General features: G+C 51.6%; 19 protein-coding genes and 4 pseudogenes. 6 read left to right on the top strand and 17 right to left on the bottom strand.

The annotated features are described in order from the left end of the window. Positions 1 to 23: 23 nt before the first annotated feature. Positions 24 to 1454, bottom strand: a complete 1431-nt coding sequence (locus tag FD428_RS06065) for a 6-phospho-beta-glucosidase (protein WP_114848606.1) — start codon at positions 1452 to 1454, stop codon at positions 24 to 26. A 292-nt stretch (positions 1455 to 1746) separates the two neighbouring features. On the opposite strand from FD428_RS06065, the gene purM reads away from it, so the two are divergent. From purM to ppx, 4 genes are all read left to right on the top strand, one after another. Continuing rightward, positions 1747 to 2784, top strand: coding sequence for a phosphoribosylformylglycinamidine cyclo-ligase (gene purM / locus FD428_RS06060; RefSeq protein WP_024130122.1), 1038 nt, complete (start codon positions 1747 to 1749; stop codon positions 2782 to 2784). Beyond that, positions 2784 to 3419 carry a phosphoribosylglycinamide formyltransferase gene (gene purN / locus FD428_RS06055; protein WP_077956824.1) on the top strand — a complete coding sequence of 212 codons (636 nt, stop codon included), beginning with the start codon at positions 2784 to 2786 and terminating at the stop codon, positions 3417 to 3419. The genes purM and purN overlap by 1 nt, the downstream gene beginning before the upstream one ends. 230 nt (positions 3420 to 3649) lie before the next feature. Further along, positions 3650 to 5716 carry a polyphosphate kinase 1 gene (gene ppk1 / locus FD428_RS06050; RefSeq protein ID WP_012131280.1) on the top strand — a complete coding sequence of 689 codons (2067 nt, stop codon included), beginning with the start codon at positions 3650 to 3652 and terminating at the stop codon, positions 5714 to 5716. Positions 5717 to 5720: 4 nt separating this feature from the next. Then, positions 5721 to 7262, top strand: coding sequence for an exopolyphosphatase (gene ppx, locus FD428_RS06045; RefSeq protein WP_012131279.1), 1542 nt, complete (start codon positions 5721 to 5723; stop codon positions 7260 to 7262). A 7-nt stretch (positions 7263 to 7269) separates the two neighbouring features. Here the strand turns inward: ppx and FD428_RS06040 are convergent, their stop codons facing one another. Both FD428_RS06040 and FD428_RS21940 read right to left on the bottom strand, forming a co-directional pair. Beyond that, a complete protein-coding gene (locus tag FD428_RS06040; protein ID WP_071258057.1) occupies positions 7270 to 9519 on the bottom strand; it encodes a sensor domain-containing phosphodiesterase in 2250 nt (749 codons plus the stop codon). A gap of 164 nt (positions 9520 to 9683) precedes the next feature. Continuing rightward, positions 9684 to 9752, bottom strand: a pseudogene (locus FD428_RS21940) (hypothetical protein); the annotation flags it as partial. Between the two features lie 119 nt (positions 9753 to 9871). Here FD428_RS21940 and FD428_RS06035 point away from each other — a divergent pair. After that, positions 9872 to 10063, top strand: coding sequence for a YfgG family protein (locus FD428_RS06035; RefSeq protein WP_012131276.1), 192 nt, complete (start codon positions 9872 to 9874; stop codon positions 10061 to 10063). Positions 10064 to 10198: 135 nt separating this feature from the next. Here FD428_RS06035 and FD428_RS06030 read toward each other — a convergent pair whose 3' ends face one another. From FD428_RS06030 to guaB, 4 genes are all read right to left on the bottom strand, one after another. Continuing rightward, positions 10199 to 10531 carry a type II toxin-antitoxin system RelE/ParE family toxin gene (locus FD428_RS06030; RefSeq protein ID WP_012131275.1) on the bottom strand — a complete coding sequence of 111 codons (333 nt, stop codon included), beginning with the start codon at positions 10529 to 10531 and terminating at the stop codon, positions 10199 to 10201. A gap of 30 nt (positions 10532 to 10561) precedes the next feature. After that, positions 10562 to 10795, bottom strand: a complete 234-nt coding sequence (locus tag FD428_RS06025; protein WP_004853132.1) for a type II toxin-antitoxin system Phd/YefM family antitoxin — start codon at positions 10793 to 10795, stop codon at positions 10562 to 10564. Positions 10796 to 11066: 271 nt separating this feature from the next. Then, entirely contained in the window at positions 11067 to 12644 is a 1578-nt protein-coding gene (guaA, locus tag FD428_RS06020) for a glutamine-hydrolyzing GMP synthase (RefSeq protein WP_058667885.1), read from the bottom strand. Between the two features lie 68 nt (positions 12645 to 12712). Then, positions 12713 to 14179, bottom strand: a complete 1467-nt coding sequence (guaB, locus tag FD428_RS06015) for an IMP dehydrogenase (RefSeq protein WP_012131273.1) — start codon at positions 14177 to 14179, stop codon at positions 12713 to 12715. A gap of 161 nt (positions 14180 to 14340) precedes the next feature. Between guaB and xseA the strand changes: the two genes are divergently transcribed. Then, positions 14341 to 15714 carry an exodeoxyribonuclease VII large subunit gene (xseA, locus tag FD428_RS06010; RefSeq protein WP_110493956.1) on the top strand — a complete coding sequence of 458 codons (1374 nt, stop codon included), beginning with the start codon at positions 14341 to 14343 and terminating at the stop codon, positions 15712 to 15714. Here the strand turns inward: xseA and FD428_RS06005 are convergent. The 10 genes and pseudogenes from FD428_RS06005 to der all read right to left on the bottom strand — a co-directional run bounded on the left by FD428_RS06005 (position 15711) and on the right by der (position 22963). Then, positions 15711 to 15926 carry a zinc ribbon domain-containing protein gene (locus tag FD428_RS06005; protein WP_047463957.1) on the bottom strand — a complete coding sequence of 72 codons (216 nt, stop codon included), beginning with the start codon at positions 15924 to 15926 and terminating at the stop codon, positions 15711 to 15713. The genes xseA and FD428_RS06005 overlap by 4 nt on opposite strands. A gap of 130 nt (positions 15927 to 16056) precedes the next feature. Next, a complete protein-coding gene (locus FD428_RS06000) occupies positions 16057 to 17610 on the bottom strand; it encodes a peptide MFS transporter (protein WP_012131270.1) in 1554 nt (517 codons plus the stop codon). A 452-nt stretch (positions 17611 to 18062) separates the two neighbouring features. Next, a pseudogene (locus tag FD428_RS05995) lies at positions 18063 to 18547 on the bottom strand (Hcp family type VI secretion system effector). 22 nt (positions 18548 to 18569) lie between these two features. Further along, the gene (locus FD428_RS05990; RefSeq protein ID WP_071258060.1) at positions 18570 to 18896 is read right to left on the bottom strand and encodes a DUF1493 family protein; all 327 of its coding nucleotides are present in this window, start codon (positions 18894 to 18896) and stop codon (positions 18570 to 18572) included. Then, positions 18890 to 19354: an STM2901 family protein gene (locus FD428_RS05985; RefSeq protein ID WP_071258062.1), complete on the bottom strand. Its 465-nt coding sequence runs from the start codon at positions 19352 to 19354 to the stop codon at positions 18890 to 18892. Before FD428_RS05985 ends, FD428_RS05990 begins: the two co-directional genes overlap by 7 nt. A 623-nt stretch (positions 19355 to 19977) precedes the next feature. Then, entirely contained in the window at positions 19978 to 20229 is a 252-nt protein-coding gene (locus tag FD428_RS21720; protein WP_162790488.1) for a hypothetical protein, read from the bottom strand. Next, positions 20220 to 20414: pseudogene (locus tag FD428_RS05980) on the bottom strand (helix-turn-helix transcriptional regulator); the annotation flags it as partial. The gene FD428_RS21720 and the pseudogene FD428_RS05980, both read right to left, overlap by 10 nt. Before the next feature lie 109 nt (positions 20415 to 20523). Continuing rightward, entirely contained in the window at positions 20524 to 21237 is a 714-nt protein-coding gene (locus tag FD428_RS05975) for a hypothetical protein (RefSeq protein WP_071258064.1), read from the bottom strand. 12 nt (positions 21238 to 21249) lie between these two features. After that, positions 21250 to 21366: pseudogene (locus tag FD428_RS21815) on the bottom strand (site-specific integrase); the annotation flags it as partial. 124 nt (positions 21367 to 21490) lie between these two features. Next, positions 21491 to 22963 carry a ribosome biogenesis GTPase Der gene (der, locus tag FD428_RS05965; protein ID WP_047462015.1) on the bottom strand — a complete coding sequence of 491 codons (1473 nt, stop codon included), beginning with the start codon at positions 22961 to 22963 and terminating at the stop codon, positions 21491 to 21493. Between the last annotated feature and the right edge of the window lie 7 nt (positions 22964 to 22970).

Genomic DNA, 22970 nt, shown 5'->3' with positions numbered 1-22970 from the left:
GCTGAATAACAACGTATTGAATCTTAAATATTTTCTCCGTTGTTTTTAATTACATTTTGATACCAGGCAAAAGATTTCTTCGGATGGCGCGCTAACGTCCCGCTGCCGTCATTATTTTTATCGACATAGATAAAGCCATAACGTTTTTTCATCTCGCCCGTCCCCGCCGACACCAAATCAATGCAGCCCCACGGGGTGTAGCCCATCAAATCAACGCCATCTTCCACAACGGCTTTTTTCATTTCACGAATGTGCGCTGCGAGATAGTCGATACGGTACCGATCGTCAACGGAACCATCTCCCTGCTGAATATCTATCGCCCCAAAGCCGTTCTCGACAATAAACAGCGGTAGCTGGTAGTGATCCCAGAACCAGTTGAGCGAGTAGCGTAACCCCACAGGATCGATCTGCCAGCCCCAGTCCGACTTCTGCACATACGGATTGGAGACCAGACTTTTCGTTTCGTCGTAATCGAGCTGTGGGTTATCTGCGGTCGCTTTCGTGGCAAAAGACATGTAATAGCTGAAACCGATATAGTCCACACAGCCCTGTAACAGCGCCGCGCGATCTTCATCGGTGATATCCAGTGCAAAGCCCCGACGCGCAAAGTAGTTGAGGATATGCTGCGGATATTTCCCTCGCACATGCACATCCGTAAACCAGTAGCGACGGTGCATCGCGTTCATCGCCATCATCATATCGTCCGGCGCGCAGGTCAGCGGATAGATCGGACACATGGCGATCATGCAGCCAACCTGCAATGCCGGGTTGATCTCCCGCGCCGCTTTCACCGCCAGCGCGCTGGCGACCAGCTCATAGTGCGCCGCCTGATACATCACCGGTTCACGATCTTCGCCCGGCAGGTATTTCAGCCCCGAGTTGGTAAACGGCGCGAAATCTTCGTGATAATTGGCCTGGTTGTTGATCTCATTGAAGGTCATCCAGTATTTCACTTTGTGCTGATAGCGGGTAAATACCACTTTCGCGAAGCGCACGAAGAAATCGATCAGCTTACGGTTACGCCAGCCGCCATATTCCGTGACCAGATGGTAAGGCATTTCAAAATGCGACAGCGTAATCACCGGCTCAATACCGTACTTCAGGCATTCATCAAACAGGGCGTCATAAAACTGCAAACCCGCTTCATTCGGCTGTAATTCATCCCCCTGCGGGAAAATGCGCGTCCAGGCGATAGAGGTGCGAAAACATTTAAAGCCCATCTCGGCAAAGAGCTTAATATCGTCTTTGTAGCGGTGATAGAAATCGATAGCCTCATGGTTGGGGTAATTTTTCCCGGCGATCACACCGTCGGTAATTTCCCGCGGAACGCCATGCGCACCGGCGGTCATCACATCCGCCACGCTAATCCCCTTTCCGCCTTCCTGCCAGCCGCCTTCTAACTGGTGAGCGGCAACGGCGCCGCCCCACATGAAATTCGCTTTAAATCCAGACATACGTTTCCCTCATTGTAATTGCAATGTTAACGCCGCTACGCTGACAACCCGAAGCAAAACAGAAACCGGTTTCAGTACGATACTGTGCATAACTGGCGCAGGTTTCAAGCACGGTAATGAACCCGGTTTCATTTTCGTGGAGCAGTTCAAACAAATGGGTACACAACGGTAAAACGCTGAAAAATTCGGCAGATAAAAACGGATGCAGAGCAGGCTCGCAAACGTTTGCTTTCCCTGTTAGAATTGCGCCGAATTTAATTTTCACCGCAAGTAACGCGTGGGGACCTAAGCAGTGACCGACAAAACCTCTCTTAGCTATAAAGATGCCGGTGTTGATATTGACGCTGGTAATGCTCTGGTTGATCGAATCAAAGGCGTAGTGAAGAAAACTCGCCGCCCGGAAGTCATGGGTGGTTTGGGTGGCTTCGGCGCGCTGTGCGCATTGCCGCAAAAATATCGTGAGCCTGTACTGGTTTCCGGCACTGACGGCGTAGGGACAAAACTGCGTCTGGCGATGGATCTGAAACGCCACGACACCATCGGGATCGACCTGGTGGCGATGTGCGTCAACGATCTGGTCGTTCAGGGCGCGGAGCCGCTGTTCTTCCTGGATTACTACGCGACCGGCAAGCTGGACGTCGATACCGCCGCCAGCGTGATCAACGGTATTGCCGAAGGTTGTCTGCAATCAGGCTGCGCGCTGGTCGGCGGCGAAACCGCTGAAATGCCAGGGATGTATCATGGCGAAGATTACGATGTCGCCGGTTTCTGCGTCGGCGTGGTGGAAAAATCAGAAATTATCGACGGTTCCAAAGTGGCCGATGGCGATGTGTTGATTGCCCTTGGTTCCAGCGGCCCGCACTCCAACGGCTATTCTCTGGTGCGCAAGATCGTTGAAGTCAGCGGCTGCGACCCGGAAAACACCGAGCTGGAAGGCAAACCGTTAGCCGATCACCTGCTGGCGCCAACCCGCATTTATGTGAAGTCCATTCTGGAACTGATTGAAAAAGTCGATGTGCACGCCATCGCCCACCTGACCGGCGGCGGTTTCTGGGAAAATATTCCTCGCGTATTGCCGGACAACACCCAGGCGGTGATTGACGAATCTTCCTGGCAATGGCCAGCCGTCTTCAACTGGCTGCAAACCGCGGGCAACGTCAGCCAGCATGAAATGTATCGCACCTTCAACTGCGGCGTCGGGATGGTGATCGCCCTGCCGGAAGCGGAAGTGGATAACGCCCTCGCCCTGCTGAAAGCAAAAGGTGAAAACGCCTGGAAAATCGGTATCATTAAAGCCTCTGATTCCGAACAGCGCGTGGTTATTCAATGATGAATCTTGTGGTGCTTATTTCCGGCAACGGAAGCAATTTGCAGGCGATTATCGATGCCTGCAAAGAGAAAAAAATCAAAGGCACCCTTCGGGCAGTATTCAGTAACAAGGCCGACGCGTTCGGCCTTGAACGCGCGCGTGAGGCCGGAATTCCGGCACATGCGTTAACGGCCGATCAATTCGCCAGCCGTGAAGCGTTTGACCGCGAACTGATGCGTGAAATAGACGCTTACGCCCCCGATCTCGTGGTGCTGGCGGGCTATATGCGCATCCTGAGCCCCGCGTTCGTCGCCCACTATGAGGGGCGTCTACTCAATATTCACCCTTCCCTGCTGCCAAAATACCCGGGGTTGCATACGCACCGTCAGGCGCTGGAAAACGGCGATGAAGAACACGGAACCTCTGTCCATTTTGTTACCGATGAACTCGACGGCGGCCCGGTTATTCTGCAAGCGAAGATTCCGGTCTTTGAAGGCGACAGCGAAGATGAAATTACGGCCCGCGTTCAGACGCAGGAACACGCTATCTATCCGCTGGTCGTCAGTTGGTTTGTGGATGGCCGTCTGGAAATGCGTGATAACGCCGCCTGGCTGGATGGCAATCGCCTGCCGCCGCAAGGCTATGCCGCCGAGTAATAACATTCCCTCGCAGGACGGGTAAGCGAAGCGCCATCAGGCAATCCAACGTTTCAATGCCGGGTGGCGCGTCAACGCTTTATCCGGCCTACGCCTCAGGAATTCCCCTCATCTCTTTGCTTATCTGACGGTTTATTGTCATATTTTTCTGGCACAGTTGGACATCTGAGCGCAATGCTCGCCATAATAATCAGGCAGTGTCCCGTGAATAAAACGGAGTGTGAGTTGTAATGGGTCAGGAAAAACTATACATCGAGAAAGAGCTAAGTTGGTTAGCGTTCAACGAACGCGTGCTCCAGGAAGCTGCGGATAAATCAAATCCGCTTATTGAACGCATGCGCTTCCTGGGCATCTATTCCAATAACCTTGACGAGTTCTATAAAGTTCGTTTCGCCGAACTGAAACGTCGCATCATAATCAGCGAAGAACAGGGTTCTAATTCTCATTCTCGCCATCTGCTAGGTAAGATCCAGTCCCGGGTACTAAAAGCCGACCAGGAATTCGACAGCCTGTACAACGAATTGCTGCTGGAAATGGCGCGTAATCAGATCTTCTTAATCAACGAACGCCAACTGTCGGCCAACCAGCAAAGCTGGCTGCGGCATTATTTTAAACACTACTTACGCCAACACATCACGCCAATTCTGATCAATCGCGAGACGGATTTAGTTCAGTTTCTGAAAGATGATTACACCTATCTGGCCGTAGAGATTATTCGTGGCGATGCTATCCGCTACGCGCTGCTGGAAATTCCATCCGACAAAGTGCCGCGTTTTGTGAATCTGCCGCCGGAAGCGCCGCGTCGCCGTAAGCCGATGATCCTGCTGGATAACATTTTGCGCTACTGCCTGGACGACATCTTCAAAGGCTTCTTTGACTACGACGCGCTGAATGCCTACTCAATGAAGATGACCCGTGATGCCGAATACGATTTGGTGCACGAGATGGAATCAAGCCTGATGGAGCTGATGTCCTCCAGCCTGAAACAACGCCTGACCGCCGAGCCGGTGCGTTTTGTTTATCAGCGCGATATGCCAAACGCGCTGGTGGAAGTGCTGCGTGAAAAGCTGACCATCTCCCGCTACGACTCCATCGTACCCGGCGGCCGGTATCACAACTTCAAAGACTTCATTAGCTTCCCCAACGTGGGCAAAGCCAATCTGGTGAACAAGCCGCTGCCGCGATTGCGCCATCTTTGGTTTGATAAAGAGAAGTTCCGCAACGGGTTCGACGCCATTCGCGAGCGCGACGTTCTGCTCTATTATCCGTACCACACTTTCGAACATGTGCTGGAATTGCTGCGCCAGGCCTCCTTTGACCCCAGCGTGCTGGCGATCAAAATCAACATCTACCGTGTGGCGAAAGATTCACGCATCATCGACTCGATGATTCACGCCGCCCATAACGGCAAGAAAGTCACCGTGGTGGTAGAATTGCAGGCGCGATTCGATGAAGAGGCGAATATCCACTGGGCGAAGCGGCTGACTGAAGCAGGCGTACATGTGATCTTCTCGGCGCCAGGCCTGAAAATTCACGCCAAACTGTTCCTCATCTCGCGTAAAGAAGGCGATGAGGTGGTGCGTTATGCGCACATCGGCACAGGGAACTTCAACGAAAAAACGGCACGCCTGTACACCGACTATTCCTTACTGACCGCCGATGCGCGTATCACGAACGAAGTCCGTCGCGTGTTCAACTTTATCGAGAACCCTTACCGCCCGGTGACGTTCGACTATTTGCTGGTCTCTCCGCAGAACTCACGACGCCTGCTGTACGAGATGATCGATAAAGAAATCGCCAACGCCCAGCAAGGTCTCCCCTCCGGCATTACGCTGAAGTTGAATAACCTGGTGGACAAGGGGCTGGTCGACCGTCTGTACGCTGCATCCAGCTCGGGTGTGCCGGTCAATCTGCTGGTTCGTGGGATGTGTTCGCTGATTCCAAATCTGGAAGGCATTAGCGACAATATCCGCGTGATCAGTATCGTGGATCGCTATCTCGAACATGACCGGGTTTATATTTTTACCAACGGCGGCGATAAGCAGGTGTATCTTTCCTCCGCTGACTGGATGACGAGAAATATCGATTACCGTATCGAAGTTGCTGCGCCGCTGCTCGACCCGTGCCTTAAGCAACGCGTGCTGGATATTATTGACATCCTGTTTAGCGACACGGTAAAAGCCCGCTACATAGATAAAGAACTGAGTAATCGCTACGTGCCGCGCGGAAATCGTCGCAAGGTGCAGTCGCAACTGGCGATTTACGACTACATCAAATCACTCGAGCAACCTGACTAACGCTATGCCAATACATGACAAGACACCCCGGCCGCAGGAGTTCGCGGCGGTCGACCTCGGTTCGAACAGTTTTCATATGGTCATTGCCCGCGTGGTGGATGGCGCCATGCAGATCATCGGTCGGCTGAAACAGCGCGTACATCTGGCGGATGGTCTCGGCGAAGACAATATGTTAAGTGAAGAAGCGATAGAACGCGGGTTAAGCTGCTTATCGTTATTCGCCGAACGCCTACAGGGATTTTCCCCGTCAAGCGTGTGTATCGTAGGCACCCATACCCTGCGCCAGGCGCTGAACGCCACCGATTTTCTGAAGCGCGCGGAGAAGGTCATCCCCTACCCGATCGAAATCATTTCCGGTAACGAAGAAGCCCGCCTGATTTTTATGGGCGTGGAGCATACGCAGCCGGAAAAAGGCCGCAAGCTGGTGATCGATATCGGCGGGGGTTCGACGGAGTTAGTCATCGGTGAAAACTTCGAGCCCAAACTGGTCGAAAGCCGTCGCATGGGGTGCGTCAGTTTCGCACAAATCTATTTTCCTGGCGGCGCCATCAGCCCGGAAAATTTCCAGCGCGCCCGAATGGCCGCTGCGCAAAAACTGGAGACGTTAACCTGGCAGTTCCGCATTCAGGGCTGGAACGTCGCGCTGGGCGCGTCCGGCACCATCAAAGCCGCCCATGAAGTGCTGCTGGAAATGGGTGAGAAGGACGGCTTCATTACGCCAGAACGACTGGATAAACTGATGGCGGAAGTGCTCAGGCACCGCTCCTTTGAAGCGCTGAGCCTGCCGGGCCTGTCTGAAGAGCGAAAAGCGGTCTTTGTTCCGGGTCTGGCCATTCTGTGTGGCGTTTTTGATGCGCTGGCAATCCGCGAACTCCGCCTTTCCGACGGGGCGCTGCGCGAAGGCGTGCTGTACGAAATGGAAGGCCGCTTCCGTCATCAGGATGTGCGCAGCCGTACTGCCAAAAGCCTGGCGAATCAGTATAACATCGACAGCGATCAGGCCCGGCGCGTGCTGGAAACAACCATGCAGATGTATGAACAGTGGCAGACGCAACAGCCAAAGCTGGCGCATCCACAGCTGGAAGCGTTACTGAAGTGGGCTGCAATGCTGCATGAGGTGGGGCTGAACATCAACCACAGCGGCCTGCACCGCCACTCTGCCTATATTCTGCAAAACAGCGATTTGCCGGGTTTTAACCAGGAACAGCAACTGATGATGGCGACATTAGTCCGTTATCATCGTAAAGCCGTTAAGCTGGATGACTTGCCCCGCTTTACGCTGTTCAAGAAAAAACAATTCCTGCCGTTGATTCAGCTATTGCGCCTGGGCGTTCTGCTGAATAATCAGCGCCAGGCCACCACAACGCCGCCAACGCTACGGCTAAAAACTGACGACAATCACTGGACGTTGCGCTTCCCGCATGACTGGTTTAGCCAAAACGCGCTCGTCCTGCTCGATCTGGAAAAAGAGCAGCAATACTGGGAAGCGGTCACGGGCTGGCGTCTCAAAATCGAAGAAGAGAGTTCGCCCACTATCGCGGCGTAATTTCGCCTCAGGCATCAGACAATGGTGCCTGTACCTCTTCCAGCGTCGCCGCCAGCGGCCTGGGTTCGCCAAGCAAATAGCCCTGAAGGTAATCGATCCCCAACGCGCTCACCGCGCTACGAATTTCTTCGCTTTCCACATATTCCGCCACCACTTGCATATTCTTCATTCGCGCCAGATGGCAAATGGACGCCACAATCTGGTAATCGAGACTGTTAGAGACGATATTGCGAATAAAGCTGCCATCGATCTTGAGAATATTCGCGCTCACATTTTTCAGCCGCGCATAACTGGCATAACCGGTTCCAAAATCATCAATCGCTATCTGGCAACCTAACTGTTGCAACTGTGACAACGTTGCCTGACCCTGTTCGGCATTGGTGAACGCATTGCTTTCGGTCACTTCAAAGATCAGTTGCCACGCTTCAACTTCGTACTGGCTCAGCAGGTTACTGACATCAATCGGAAACTGGGCGCGGCATACCGACGTTGGTGACAGATTGATGGCAAACCGGTGGGCTGGCAGCTTATCCCGATTCTGCGCCATAAAGCGCAGGGTATTTTCAATCACCCACAGATCGATGCTGGACGACAGGCCAAATTCGTGAGCAACGGGCAGAAAACCATCGGGATTGATCATGCCGCCATTATCGTCTTTCAGTCGCAGCAGTATTTCATGGTAAACATCGCCGCGAATGCCTGAAATCGGCTGCGCCATCAGGCAAAAATGATCGTGCTCCAGCGCATACTGCAAGCGGTTCATCATCGCCACTTTATCTTTCAGGTCCCGCTGCAAATGCATTGCGCCACGCCGCTGCATATTCTCCGGTTTGTTGGTCATCAGAGAAAGATCGGCGATGGTACTTAATTCGCCTAATAACAGATAGATATGGCTGACCGGAGAGCGCACATAGCAGTAGCTGACCCCAATCTGCGGCTGGAGCGGCATATCATCCCACATAAAACGGAATTGCTTGATATGGTTGTCCAGCGCTTCAATGCGCTGTTGATGCGACTCCATATTCAGACGCAGAATCAAATCATGCCCCGACAGCTGATACACGCATTCACCGGGCGCCAGCAAGGTGTTTATCCAGTGGGAGAGCTTTTGCTTGTACTGAATCCGCAGCATAACGCCATAGTTCTTCCCCAGTAATTCCAGGCCGGGCACGCGTAAAAAACAGAGTGCTGACCAGGGCGAATTTTTCAGCGCGCGATTTAGCGCCCGCAGGTTAGGCAGATGCACGACGGGATCAAGATACGCGAGCCGACGCGCCCGACCGCTGACGATTCTCTGGCGCGTCGCCAGCACCGCCATATAGCTCACAATAAAAGAGAAAACCAGGTAGCTTGAAGACGTAATAGTGAGTTGTGTGTCATACCCGGAATAATAAGGCATGTAGCTCTGGTAATAATGAATTGCGGTAATGAGAACAGCCGACCATATCAGCGAAATAAATCGATAACCGTAGCGCATCGCTCCCCATAGCATTACCGGCAATAATAATGACAAGGTATAGTTAGTGCTAAATATTGAACTATTTTCATTCAATGGCATGCAAAGCATTGTCATGAGCAATGTCAGCACGAGCAACCAGATAACAACCTCTTTCTTTGTGACTTTCTTATCAAACTGTTGTTTCAGTTGCGCATAATATCCACGCAGGTACAGAGGATTGCGGACAGTGCGAATAATAAAATAACACAGCGGAACGCCGATAAGATTTCCCACCAGCAAAGCCTGATAGTTAATCAATGTATTGATATTAAAAGGCATTACGCCCATCATGCTTGATTTGCTCGCATACATTCCCAGGAAGGCGGCAAATTGAAAAAGCACCAGAAATAACGTCGCCGGGCAAAACACCTGCCAGAACATCCGCTGAAACATCAGATGAGCATCGCCATGAGACACCTGATTACGCCGGGGAGTAAACACGCGATACCCGCCCCAGCAGAGCACGACCGGGATAATGAAATGTCCGATAATGGAGAGCGTCTCATACAATCCCACTATCGGATAACGATTCCAGAAGATTGCGACCGCAATGCCCGGTAATGCCGCCCAGTCAAAAAATGACATCAGGCTGATGGTGAATGCCAGAGGAAGATAAAAAAGCGTGACATTGCCGGAACCCGTATTGGTATGCGCGTAGGTATTGGCAATGCTTAATATGGGCAACAGCAAAGAGGGTAAAATGAGAGGTAGCACCCACCATTTATCTCTGATTTTGATATAGGTCTGATTTAGTTTCATAGATGCTCAGCAAAAACCCTCGCTTCCTGCAAGGTGCTTCAGACAGGCATCCCACCTGACTTTAAAATAATAATAAAAACAACGTCACAATATGTGTCTTGATTCTAGTTATCAACGGGAAGCAACATTTGATATATATCAATCAATTTCCTTCTCATTAACTAATAATTACGTTTTTTCTGCTTCGTTATCATTAATTTATTATTAATGTAAATACTAAAATTATCTTCCATAACAATAAGAGATAAATCAACTGACGTATTTTTACATAATCGACAATTGACCATTCCTTTACAATGTGCCTTAATGTACCCATCGCCCACTATGCTGGGCATACCCTAAGGAACCTTTTGTGAGTCAGGCAACCAGTATGCGAAAACGACATCGATTTAACAGTCGAATGACCCGTATCGTACTGTTTATCAGTTTTCTCTTCTTCTTCGGACGCTTCGTCTACTCTTCTATCGGTGCCTGGCATCATCATCAGGATAAAAAAGAAGCTCAACAGTCCACTCTCTCAGTCGAGACGCCTGCTCAACGCTAAACTTTTCCTGCTCACATAGACATACTGTTTTCTGGATTGCATATGCATTCGCCGGACAGATAGCGCTGTGCCTCGGTCGGGTAATGGAATGGATTCTGGAAGATGACGTTGTAAGCGGTATCGTCGCCTGATTGTTCAGGCGGCAATCAGACGCCTGAACAACAACTGCTGTATATCCTGCCGATGTGACAAAATCGCATGTGCTGTCACTAATGCGCCGTCTACTGAATACAAAACTCGATAGCCTTCAGCGTGGTTAAACTCCCGGTACTTTGCACAGCCAATTTTCAGCAGTTCAGGGCAAATCTGGCATCCCAGCGGGAACTGGCCAACGGTACTCTCAAACTGCGTCAGTATATCTGCAATAACCGGACGCGGTTCAACATCAACATGGCGCAGAAAACCCGCTATTGTATCGATGCAGTGCTTTACCGTAAGCGTGTACTCAAAGGTCACCAGCTGTTCCATGGAAGTCCCTTAACGTTGAGTGCTCTGCGTTTAATCCGCAAGTCCATCCAGCAATTGGTCTTTTGAGAATACACGCCCTTCAGCTTTATCTTTCTCTGACAGGGTAAGCAGCTTCAGCAACGCAATAGCGTTTTCCCGCTCCTGCTGCTGGTCATAGGATTCTATAACATAAGCAGGGACACCATTTTGCGTGACCAGGATCGGTTCTGACAGATCAAGCGTTGCTGCGTTCTTTTTAACGTAGCTAATTGTCTCTACTTTCATGATACGCCCCACCTAATAATCATTGGTCACTTTTCGGTTCAAATATAGACCACATTTAGACTAACAACAAGTATTCATCTTTTTCCTGCTGTCGAGGCTTGCTAATGTGGAGCGGCCAGCAAACGCTCTTCGACAATACCGTCACCTGTACCGTCAAAAGATGTGAGGTAGAGTGAATAGACATGAATACATAAAAACAAAAACCCTCTGCAATTACAGAGGGCTAATGATGAATCTGAATAGATATGATGAGCTATGAACTAGCTATACATCATTCCCACTCAATGGTTGCTGGCGGCTTACCGCTGATGTCATACACCACGCGGGAGATGCCGTTGACTTCGTTGATGATGCGGTTAGAGACGCGGCCGAGGAAATCATACGGCAGGTGCGCCCAGTGCGCGGTCATAAAGTCGATGGTTTCTACCGCACGCAGGGAGACAACCCAGTCGTATTTACGGCCATCGCCCATTACGCCAACGGAGCGAACCGGCAGGAACACGGTGAACGCCTGGCTCACTTTGTTGTACAGATCCGCTTTGTGCAACTCTTCGATGAAGATAGCATCCGCACGACGCAGCAGGTCGCAGTACTCTTTCTTCACTTCGCCCAGTACGCGAACGCCCAGACCCGGCCCCGGGAACGGATGACGGTACAGCATGTCGTACGGCAGGCCCAGTTCCAGACCAATCTTGCGCACTTCGTCTTTGAACAGCTCTTTCAGCGGCTCAACCAGACCCATCTTCATCTCTTTCGGCAGGCCGCCCACATTGTGGTGAGATTTGATGACGTGTGCTTTACCGGTGGCGGAAGCGGCGGACTCGATAACGTCAGGATAGATAGTGCCCTGCGCCAGCCATTTCACGTCTTCCAGTCTGAACGCTTCTTCATCGAAGACTTCAACGAATACGCGACCGATGATCTTACGTTTCGCTTCAGGATCGTTTTCGCCTTTCAGCGCGGTCAGGAAACGTTCTTCCGCCGGAACGTGAACAATGTTGAGGCCAAAATGATCGCCGAACATGTCCATTACCTGCTCGGCTTCGTTCAGACGCAGCAGGCCGTTATCAACAAATACGCAGGTCAGGTTTTTACCGATGGCGCGATGCAGCAGCATCGCGGTAACGGAAGAGTCAACGCCGCCAGACAGGCCGAGGATCACTTTGTCGTCGCCAACCTGTTCACGGATGCGATTTACCGCATCGTCGATGATCTTCGCCGGAGTCCACAGCGCTTCACACTGGCAGATATCACGCACAAAGCGTTCCAGCATGCGCATACCCTGACGGGTGTGCGTGACTTCCGGGTGGAACTGCACGCCGTAAAAACGTTTTTCCTCGTTAGCCATAATGGCGAACGGGCAGGTTTCGGTGCTGGCAACGGTGACAAAGTCAGACGGGATAGCGGTAACTTTATCGCCGTGGCTCATCCACACGTCCAGCAGCGGCTTACCGTCTGCGGTCAGGGAGTCTTCAATGCCGCGAATCAGCGCGCTGTCGGTTCTCACTTCCACCTGCGCGTAACCGAATTCACGTTCATTGGATGCTTCAACATGGCCGCCCAGTTGCATCGCCATCGTCTGCATGCCGTAGCACACGCCGAATACCGGCACGCCAGCTTCAAACACATACTCCGGCGCGCGCGGGCTGTTTTCTTCAGTGGTGCTTTCCGGGCCGCCGGAAAGAATAATACCGCTTGGGTTGAATTCGCGAATTTGTGCTTCCGTAACATCCCACGCCCACAGTTCGCAGTAAACGCCGAGTTCACGCACGCGACGCGCAACCAGCTGAGTGTACTGAGAACCAAAATCCAGGATGAGAATGCGATGTTTATGAATATTTTCCGTCATTGACGCTAATTCCGAGGCAAGTGAAACAGATTAAATAAATCGCCCGACACGAGGTCGGGCGAAGAAAATCAGGAGCCCAGACGGTAGTTCGGGGACTCTTTGGTGATGGTCACGTCATGAACGTGGCTTTCCTGAATACCCGCACCGCTGATGCGTACAAACTCCGCTTTGGTACGCAGCGCGTCGATAGTACCACAGCCGGTCAGACCCATACAGGAGCGCAGGCCGCCCATCTGCTGGTGAATGATCTCTTTCAGGCGGCCTTTATACGCTACGCGGCCTTCGATACCTTCCGGCACCAGTTTGTCTGCCGCGTTATCGCTCTGGAAGTAACGGTCAGAGGAGCCTTTGGACATCGCGCCCAGAGAACCCATACCACGGTAGGATTTGTAAGAACGGCCCTGGTACAGTTCGATTTCGCCCGGGGATTCTTCAGTACCCGCCAGCATGGAACCGACCATTACCGCGCTTGCGCCTGCGGCGATCGCTTTGGCGATATCGCCGGAGAAACGAATACCGCCATCGGCGATAACCGGAATGCCCAGGCCTTCGAGTGCTTCTACTGCATCAGAGACAGCAGTAATTTGTGGAACGCCTACGCCTGTGACGATACGGGTCGTACAGATAGAGCCAGGACCGATACCCACTTTCACCGCGCTGACGCCAGCGTCTGCCAGCGCGCGCGCGCCTGCGCCGGTTGCTACGTTGCCGCCGATGATTTGCAGATCCGGGTATTTGGCGCGGGTTTCACGAATGCGTTGTAGAACGCCTTCGGAGTGGCCGTGAGAGGAGTCGATCAGCAGTACGTCAACGCCAGCGGCAACCAGCGCGTCAACGCGCTCTTCGTTGCCCGCGCCCGCGCCGACTGCCGCGCCAACGCGCAGACGACCCTGCTCATCTTTACAGGCGTTCGGTTTACGTTCCGCTTTCTGGAAATCTTTTACGGTGATCATGCCGATCAGATGGAAGCTGTCATCCACAACCAGCGCTTTCTCAACGCGTTTTTCGTGCATTTTGGCAAAAACCACTTCACGCGCTTCACCTTCGCGCACTGTGACCAGGCGCTCTTTCGGCGTCATATACACGCTGACAGGCTGGCTCAGGTCGGTGACAAAACGCACGTCACGACCGGTAATGATACCGACCAGCTCGTTATCTTCGGTGACAACCGGATAGCCAGCAAAACCGTTACGTTCGGTCAGTTCTTTCACTTCACGCAGCGTGGTGGTTGGCAGAACGGTTTGCGGGTCGGTGACCACGCCGGATTCATGTTTCTTCACGCGGCGAACTTCTTCCGCCTGACGCTCGATAGACATGTTTTTGTGGATAAAACCGATGCCGCCTTCCTGTGCCAGGGCGATTGCAAGGCGCGCTTCCGTCACGGTATCCATTGCTGCGGAGAGCATAGGGATGTTCAGACGAATGGTTTTCGTCAACTGCGTGCTGAGGTCGGCAGTATTCGGCAGAACGGTGGAGTGAGCGGGAACGAGGAGGACGTCGTCAAACGTCAGAGCTTCTTTAGCAATACGTAGCATGGGCAATATCTCTAACCTGGGGGTGGATAAATATTGCCGTGGCATTATACAGAGCGAAACCGATTGCATCCACACTTTTTTGCAAATAATGCTTGCGATCCCCTGTGGGCGGGTTACTATCGACTGAATAACTTGCTGATTTAGAATTTGATCCCGCTCACATGTTATCCTCTCAGACCTCCTCAATCTTTACCGTAAGCCGCCTTAATCAGACGGTTCGTCTGCTGCTTGAGCAGGAAATGGGGCAAGTATGGATCAGCGGTGAAATCTCTAATTTCACGCAGCCCGCCTCCGGCCACTGGTACTTTACGCTAAAGGATGACACCGCCCAGGTACGCTGCGCGATGTTCCGTAACAGCAACCGCCGCGTCACTTTTCGCCCGCAGCACGGGCAACAGGTGCTGGTTCGCGCCAATATCACCCTGTATGAGCCGCGCGGCGACTATCAGATCATCGTTGAAAGCATGCAGCCTGCGGGTGAGGGCCTGCTCCAGCAGAAGTATGAATTACTGAAAGCAAAATTGCAGGCTGAAGGGCTGTTCGATCAGCAGTATAAACAACCGCTCCCCTCGCCCGCTCACTGCGTCGGGGTGATCACCTCAAAAACCGGTGCCGCTTTACATGACATTCTTCATGTACTGAAACGCCGCGATCCCTCCCTGCCGGTTATCATCTACCCGACCGCTGTTCAGGGTGATGACGCGCCGGGCCAGATTGTTCACGCCATTGAACGGGCTAACGCCCGAAATGAATGCGACGTGCTGATCGTCGGGCGCGGCGGCGGTTCACTGGAAGATCTGTGGAGTTTTAACGATGAACGCGTCGCGCGGGCGATTTTCGCCAGCCGCATTCCGGTCGTTAGCGCCGTCGGCCATGAAACCGACGTTACCATCGCCGATTTTGTTGCCGACCTGCGCGCGCCGACGCCTTCCGCAGCCGCCGAGATAGTCAGCCGTAATCAGCAGGAGTTGCTGCGCCAGATTCAGTCCGCGCAACAACGCCTCGGGATGGCGATGGATTACTATCTGGCAAACCGCAACCGCCGTTTTACGCAGCTTTTCCATCGGTTACAACAGCAACACCCGCAACTGCGCCTGGCGCGCCAGCAGACAATGCTGGAAAGATTGCGCCAGCGGATGAACTTCGCGCTGGATAATCAACTCAAGCGCGCGGCCTCGCGCCAGCAACGTGTCCTTCAGCGTTTAAACCAGCAAAACCCGCAGCCGCGAATTTATCGCGCGCAAACGCGTATTCAGCAACTGGAGTATCGTCTGGCCGAGAACGTGCGCGCACGTCTGAGCGCCACACGCGAACGCTTTGGCAATGCGGTAACGCATCTTGAAGCCGTCAGCCCGCTCTCCACGCTGGCGCGCGGTTATAGCGTAACCACGGCGACGGACGGCAAGGTGCTGAAGCAAACCAGACAGGTGAAAGCCGGTGATGTGCTCACCACCCGGCTGTCAGACGGCTGGGTGGAAAGCGAAGTGAAAGGCGTGACGACCGCGAAGAAAACGCGCAGGAAAAAGACGGATTAAAGCGGCACAAACTCCACGCGCTTTTTAGAGATCAGCCCATGACCATTCTGGCAGAAATAATCCACCGCGCCGCAGGCTTTTAACACCTGGAGCGGCTTATGGCAATCCGGGCAGCGCGCTTCAAGTTCAATATCTTTATTGCAGCTGTCGCAATGCGCCGCACCGTTTTGCGGTTCCAGTTCTGCATGGCAATCCGGGCAGGTAATCGACACGGTAACTCCTTTGATATGTTGCGGGCTGAGCATCAAAACCCATGACCAATAAATCCCTGAACGCCTGTTCCCGTCTCGTTCGTTGAACTGCCGGGGCGTCACTCACGTCCCGGCCAGGTCGGATGTTGCATCAGGCGTTAGTGACCGGCTTCTGCTCATTTTTAGTCTGTGTATTTTCCAGCATACGACGAACCGGAACAATAAGCACGATCAGCACCGCAGCGCAAATCAGCAGGGCGACGGAGCAACGCGCGAAGAGGTCCGGCAGCATATCGAGCTGATCGGCCTTCACATGGCCGCCAATCAGGCCCGCAGCCAGGTTACCCAGCGCGCTCGCACAGAACCACAGCCCCATCATCTGACCGCGCATTCTTTCCGGCGCCAGCAACGTCATGGTCGCCAGACCAATCGGGCTCAGGCACAGCTCGCCCAGCGTCAGCATCAGAATGCTGCCTACCAGCCAGAACGGTGATACGCCCGCCCCGCCGTTATTCAGCACGTTCTGCGCCGCCAGCATCATCAGGCCAAAGCCCGCCGCCGCACACAGAATACCGATAACAAACTTGGTGATGCTACTCGGGCGAATGTTCATGCTCGCCAGCTTTGGCCATGCCCAGCTGAACACCGGCGCCAGCAGGATGATAAACAGGGCGTTGATCGACTGGAACCATACGGCCGGGATCTCAAAATCGCCGATCATGCGGTTAGTGTAGTCGTTGGCGAACAGGTTGAATGAGGTCGGCTTTTGCTCAAACGCAGACCAGAAGAATGCGGCTGAAACCAGCAGGATAAAGCAGACCAGCAGTCGTGCGCGCTCTTTACGGTTCAGGCCCGCAAAAACAAACAGGTAGATAAAGTAGAGCGCAACAGACGCCGCAATCACGTACACCAGCATGCTGGCTACCGCGACCGGGTTAATCACAATCACGCCCTGAGCGATCAGCGCAACGATAACCACCACGCCTACTGCCAGCGCCAGCAGCCATGCGCCCACGCCGTTTCTCTTCACTACCGGGCTGTTCCAGGTGGAGTCCAGCCCCACTTCGCTGTCGTAGCGTTTCATTGCCGGAACGGCAAACACGCGGAAGATGATCAACGCCACCAGCATCCCGATGCCGCCGATACCAAAGCCCCAGTGCCAGCCGTGGCTTTTAATCAGCCAGCCGGAGATCAGCGGCGCAATGAACGACCCCATATTGATGCCCATATAGAACAGCGAGAAACCGCCGTCACGACGCGCATCGCCTTTTTTATACAGCGTCCCCACCATGACCGAGATACAGGTCTTGAACAGGCCAGAACCGAGCACGATAAACATCAGGCCGATAAAGAACAGGTTGTCGCCCATCACGGCAGAGAGCGCAATCGACAGGTGGCCGAGCGCAATCAGAATCGAGCCGTACCAGACCGCTTTCTGCTGGCCGAGCCAGTTATCCGCCAGCCAGCCGCCCGGCAATGCCGCGAGATACATCGTACCGGCAAAGATACCGACAATCGCAGAGGCGTTTTCACGCGCCAGTCCCATGCCCCCGTCATAGACGGTCGCAGCCATAAACAGGATCAGTAACGGACGGATGCCGTAAAACGAGAAACGTTCCCACATCTCGGTGAAGAACAGCGAACCGAGCGGATAAGGATGGCCGAAGAACGTTCGGCTTTCTTTTTGATTAACAGAGGATTGCATAATTCTCCCGAAAAGGTATGTCGTTGTGCTTATAAACACCGCAATGCACGCCGACCAGTTACGTATCTGGCCGATTTTTTTACATGCGGCGAAGGGTTATTTAACCATTTGATAACCTGGAGCCAGTTTTGTCTAGTACCAACCCCTGGACTTTAAGATGAAAATTCGACAATTGTCTACTTTCTTAGATTTAAAGTTGGAAGAAAACGAATAGTCATTGACATCACACAGGGAAACCATCGGCTGGAGCAAAACAAAAAAACCCGCGACAGGCGCGGGTTTTATCAACGTCAGCGACGATTATTTGCTTTTTAATGTGAATGGCAAATAAGCCAGTTATCGATTGTTATAAAAGAGTTTTTTAATAAACACATCTAATTGTGTACACCCGTGTGTACATTAAAAAACAAAGTGCTTACTTAATTCGCTCTATTTTTAATCAATTCCAAACGCTACGCGGTAGGGCGTTCATTCCAAGCATCATGAGCCAGTAAATTACCATCTTTATACAGATGGGTAATTTTTTCATAGTTCAGGGCCACTTCTTCCATATGGCCGGTTCCCGGACAGCCTCGCGTATCATGCATAGCTGGACTGACCGAAATAACTTTCACATTTTCCAGAGTAATCCGGTAATACTCCGCCTCTTGTCCGGCGTAGTTAATGTGATAAAACTTGAATTCGGCTGATTTGAGCGTCTGACCGGTCGCTGCCGCCTTAAACAGATACGGCGATGCGCTATCAAGCTCTTTGGTAAACTGGAAAGGTGAATGCTGGCGTGTTCCCGTCACCTTCCCTGTCATTGGGTCGGTAGGGATAGTTAAATATGGTGTAACCCTCGAAGCTCAACACTTCCTTCACGGTCTTGTACATCGGAAGATCCACGGATCATTGCACCGCCATCGTCGGTCAAAAACAAGTGTACTGGTACTGCCATTTATAAAGCTCCTTGCTTACGATTAGTCGTATAACCATTTCCCGGCTTTAGCTGATTCGATCAGCATGCCAATAGTGAAATCAGGTACGGGGACAGGTTCCGTTTTCTTGAACGGATTCCACGAAAAAGGAAGGTTCGGAAAGTAAGTTTCGATTTTAAACCCTCCCCGTTCAACATTGAATTTCTTGAAAAAGTCATTCATCAGGTCTTCGGCTTCAAGTTCGTCAATGCTCAAATCAGTATCGAGATCAGTCTCAGGCGTTAATGTCACCCGTTTTATATTGAACAGATACGTTCCAGCGTAAGGCCGTACAAGCTCATAAATGCGCTGCTCAATGCTGTCTACCATAACTTATCGTTACCTCGCGCTATGGTGTTGTAATCGCGTATGGTGCGGTAGGTGATTTGCGACACATCAGAAGCAAGGATAATTTGACCAATCAGGGGAATTGAACGCCCAACAAACGGCGCAATGTTACGAACCATAACACGGCGAGCCGTCCACGGTGTATAGCCTCCTAACCAAGTAGGAAGCGAGATACCAAAGGGGAATTTGCTTTTCTTAAATACCGCTCGAGCAGCCTTTGAAGCGTAAGAGGTTCCTTTCGTCGCATTGGCAAATTTGCCCCTCGTACCTAAATTGTTTCTTCCCGATACGAGGGCAACCACCGCACCAAAATCAGCCACGCCGATCCCAAATTGGCTAGCGGTATTCTCACAAAAAATCATAAATAGAAGTTCGGCAGCACTTAAATTCGACTTTCCAGCGTAGAAGTATGTTCCGTTTAATTCCTCAACCGTATCCACAGCCAATTCCTTTTTTTGTGCAAAGGGCAATCATAACGGCCAATATTAAGCCATTCCAGAGCAACAGATTGATTTACATCAAGCACCAAGCGCATTCAGGAGCACACACCACCTTTTGCTTTTTGCCAGCAGGACATACATACCACCAGCGCGGATCTTTCCGGATTGGGATAGGTTGACACTTTCCGGGAAAACTCGCATTTAACCTTAGGAAATCTTAGGAGGCCGGTTGACACTTTTCGCGAATTGACCTTAACAAATCTAAACATCCCTCACCTGACACTCCCCCCGAAAACGCAGCAATGGCGCGGCTTCGTCCGGCTTTATACGTTTCCAGCGATCGGCCAAAGTGTAAAGCTATCGGTTTCGTTTTTCGGGGAAGGTTGATACTTTTCGCCGTTTTCCCAATAACCCTGGCATTTCTAAGCATCGTAGGTTGACACTTTTGCGGAAAATCCGGGGTTTTATGGCAGCGTTAACGAGGATAAATTAATTCGGGGCCTGCAATCACAGGGGCTGTGGCCGGGTTGACGCTTTTTCGTGGGAAAGTGAAAAGTGTCAACCTGTGCGTTTCGTATCTCAGGAACGGTTTACACTTTGCCACCGGGCGACGTTGACACATATCACCTGTGCACCTTTTCGCGCCAGAGTGAAAGAGCCTTAATCCCCTCCGGATTCCAGTCCGCCATTTCATCAGGGTAATCCGTGGAGGTGTAAAACAGTTCGCGCCTCAGGGTCAACAGCAGCAGCGCCACATTCTCTTTCAGGTCATAACGCTGAAAATAAAATTCAGCATCCTGCGTATCAATATAAATACCTTCATCCTCCAGAAGCGCCACCTCATAGCCCAGTTCATCAGCTGCGGCGACAGCCACTGATTGATCGCCACAGCATCGAATGCTGTGATTTTCTCACCTAGCTTTGTTGGCTTCGGCAAAGTGCCGTCACGTACCTTGCGATCCAGAGTAGAAAGGCTCATACCCAGCATTTCAGCCAAACGATAGCGGCGGATGTAGCCGGTTGTAGGAATTGCAGACTGTGTGGAAGGTTGGTTTTTCATATGCCCCGTTACCTCTTGCTGGTGGTTGATGACTTGTAACGGAATAAATTGAAGACTGATTTGCCTCAAGGCGATAGGGTGCATATCCAGCTATGCACCATTATTTGTATTAGTCGGAATTGATCACTAATGAAAATGCCGTGTACTTATCTGGTTTAGGCGGTTGTAATTTTGATTTTTTTATCCAACGTTTGATTGAGTCTTTACTCACCGAGCCGTTGAAGTATTGATGTAGTTTCGAGAGCATTTCGTTTTTACTTGCCGCCGGATACTTCTCCCAAGTGTCTTTAAGTATTCTTATGGCTTTTGCATAATTGGGATTCCGTGGTTGTGATGAATTTTTTCGCTGCTTCAGTCGCTCAACAACCTTGCCAGAATGATAAACAAAGTGTAACTGTCCTAATTTCATGTTTTCATTGTAGAAAGCAATTTTTAACAGATTATCAGCAACGGAATCAAGCCCCATGAAATGCATAATGCAGGCCGAAAGAACTAAATCATTGCTTTCTTCTAATTTAAAAATATCGCCAAATGATCCATACTCAACACCAGAAAATTCATTTATCAAATCAATTACTTCTGGTTTTGATATTTCATCTCGAAGATAAAACCTAAATCCTTTATTTAACTCTTCAAGAACAGTTCTCTTTTCATTTGTTGTAACAAATCCCCGCGAACCTGATGCTGTTTCCATTATGTAAAAATCTGCGCTTTGGGAGAACTCCACGGCTTCATCAGCTATTCTTTTATTCACATTATTTACGTAATTGACAACTGGATGATTCGTTTTTTCCCCTGTTTTTTTGCTCACGAATGCACACATACTTTCATCCCTTTATTCAGCCAAACGCAAAGGCATTACGTTATATGTTTCACCTCGTTCCAACGCTACCAGCAAATCAGCCCACTGAGTCAGCGCCGCCTTGCGCTCGTTGAAATACTCATGCCGGTTACACCCTTGTGTACACGCTAATCATGCACTTTGTTGATTCTTTATGATAGCTCTTGATATGAAAAAAGCCCGACGCAATGCGGGCTTCAGGATTTTTTGACAGCAGATGATTTTCAGTAAATCGTCATTTGCTTTTCTTAATGTGCTTAATCAGACGTTTACGCTTACGCATCTGAGTCGGGGTCAGCGTATTGCGCTTATTCGCATACGGGTTTTCCCCTTCTTTAAACTGAATACGGATAGGCGTTCCCATCACGTCCAGCGATTTGCGGAAGTAGTTCATCAGATAGCGCTTGTAAGAGTCCGGCAGGTCTTTCACCTGGTTGCCGTGAATCACCACGATTGGCGGGTTATATCCCCCGGCGTGGGCATATTTAAGTTTCACGCGGCGACCGCGAACCAGCGGCGGCTGGTGATCTTCAACCGCCATAGTCATGATGCGGGTCAGCATGGCGGTGCTGACGCGACGGGTTGAACTGTCATACGCTTCACGTACGGACTCAAACAGGTTGCCCACGCCGCTGCCATGCAGCGCAGAGATAAAGTGTACGCGCGCAAAGTCGATAAAGCCCAGACGGAAGTCCAGCGTCTCTTTCACCTGCTCTTTCACTTCCTGGGTCAGGCCGTCCCATTTGTTCACGACGATGACAAGTGAGCGCCCACTATTAAGGATAAAGCCCAGCAGCGACAGATCCTGATCGGAAATCCCTTCGCGCGCATCAATAACCAGCATCACCACGTTGGCATCTTCAATCGCCTGCAACGTTTTAATGACGGAGAATTTTTCTACCGCATCGGTGACTTTCCCACGCTTACGTACGCCTGCGGTATCAATCAGCACGTATTCACGCTCATCGCGTTCCATCGGAATATAGATACTGTCGCGCGTCGTTCCCGGCATGTCATAGACCACTACGCGGTCTTCACCCAGAATACGGTTAGTCAGTGTGGACTTACCTACGTTCGGACGGCCGACAATCGCCAGTTTGATTGGCAGATCCTGAGGGTTGAAGTCATCTTCCGGCTCCTCTTCCCCGTTCTCTTCCGCTGCCAGTTTCGCCCAGTATTCGGCGTCTTCATCCACCTCTTCCTGCGGGGCGACGTCGTCCATCCACGGCAGCAGAACATGCTCCAGCAGGCTGAGCACGCCACGACCGTGAGAAGCTGCAATCGGGTGAATTTCACCTAAACCCAGCGCATAGAAGTCGACAACCGCCTGATCGGGATCGAGCCCGTCAGTTTTGTTTGCCACAAGGAACGTGGGTTTTTCGCGGGAGCGCAGATGTTTGGCGATCGCTTCATCCGCTGGCATCAGGCCAGCACGCGCATCCACCATGAACAGCACAACATCAGCCTCTTCAATCGCCAGCAGCGACTGTTCCGCCATGCGGGTTTCCACACCGTCTTCGGTGCCATCAATACCGCCGGTATCAATACAGATAAACTCGCGGCCTTCAATCTCCGCACGACCGTACTTACGGTCACGAGTCAGACCCGGGAAATCCGCAACCAGCGCATCTCGGGTGCGAGTTAGACGGTTAAATAACGTGGATTTTCCGACGTTAGGGCGCCCGACAAGCGCGACCACAGGTACCATGTTTAAA

Source organism: Citrobacter sp. TBCP-5362, from assembly GCF_005406305.1.
Classification (GTDB): Bacteria; Pseudomonadota; Gammaproteobacteria; order Enterobacterales; family Enterobacteriaceae; genus Citrobacter_B; species Citrobacter_B koseri.
This window is presented reverse-complemented; position numbering and strand designations above follow the sequence as displayed.

Excerpts from the sequence above, each read along its gene's own strand:
- der (WP_047462015.1), bottom strand. The coding sequence starts at position 22,963 with ATGGTACCTGTGGTCGCGCTTGTCGGGCGCCCTAACGTCGGAAAATCC.
- FD428_RS06000 (WP_012131270.1), bottom strand. The coding sequence starts at position 17,610 with ATGCAATCCTCTGTTAATCAAAAAGAAAGCCGAACGTTCTTCGGCCAT.
- FD428_RS05990 (WP_071258060.1), bottom strand. The coding sequence starts at position 18,896 with ATGGTAGACAGCATTGAGCAGCGCATTTATGAGCTTGTACGGCCTTAC.
- FD428_RS06030 (WP_012131275.1), bottom strand. The coding sequence starts at position 10,531 with ATGGAACAGCTGGTGACCTTTGAGTACACGCTTACGGTAAAGCACTGC.
- xseA (WP_110493956.1), top strand. The coding sequence starts at position 14,341 with ATGTTATCCTCTCAGACCTCCTCAATCTTTACCGTAAGCCGCCTTAAT.
- FD428_RS05975 (WP_071258064.1), bottom strand. The coding sequence starts at position 21,237 with ATGTGTGCATTCGTGAGCAAAAAAACAGGGGAAAAAACGAATCATCCA.
- FD428_RS06025 (WP_004853132.1), bottom strand. The coding sequence starts at position 10,795 with ATGAAAGTAGAGACAATTAGCTACGTTAAAAAGAACGCAGCAACGCTT.
- purN (WP_077956824.1), top strand. The coding sequence starts at position 2,784 with ATGAATCTTGTGGTGCTTATTTCCGGCAACGGAAGCAATTTGCAGGCG.
- ppk1 (WP_012131280.1), top strand. The coding sequence starts at position 3,650 with ATGGGTCAGGAAAAACTATACATCGAGAAAGAGCTAAGTTGGTTAGCG.
- FD428_RS06065 (WP_114848606.1), bottom strand. The coding sequence starts at position 1,454 with ATGTCTGGATTTAAAGCGAATTTCATGTGGGGCGGCGCCGTTGCCGCT.
- guaA (WP_058667885.1), bottom strand. The coding sequence starts at position 12,644 with ATGACGGAAAATATTCATAAACATCGCATTCTCATCCTGGATTTTGGT.
- ppx (WP_012131279.1), top strand. The coding sequence starts at position 5,721 with ATGCCAATACATGACAAGACACCCCGGCCGCAGGAGTTCGCGGCGGTC.
- guaB (WP_012131273.1), bottom strand. The coding sequence starts at position 14,179 with ATGCTACGTATTGCTAAAGAAGCTCTGACGTTTGACGACGTCCTCCTC.
- FD428_RS06040 (WP_071258057.1), bottom strand. The coding sequence starts at position 9,519 with ATGAAACTAAATCAGACCTATATCAAAATCAGAGATAAATGGTGGGTG.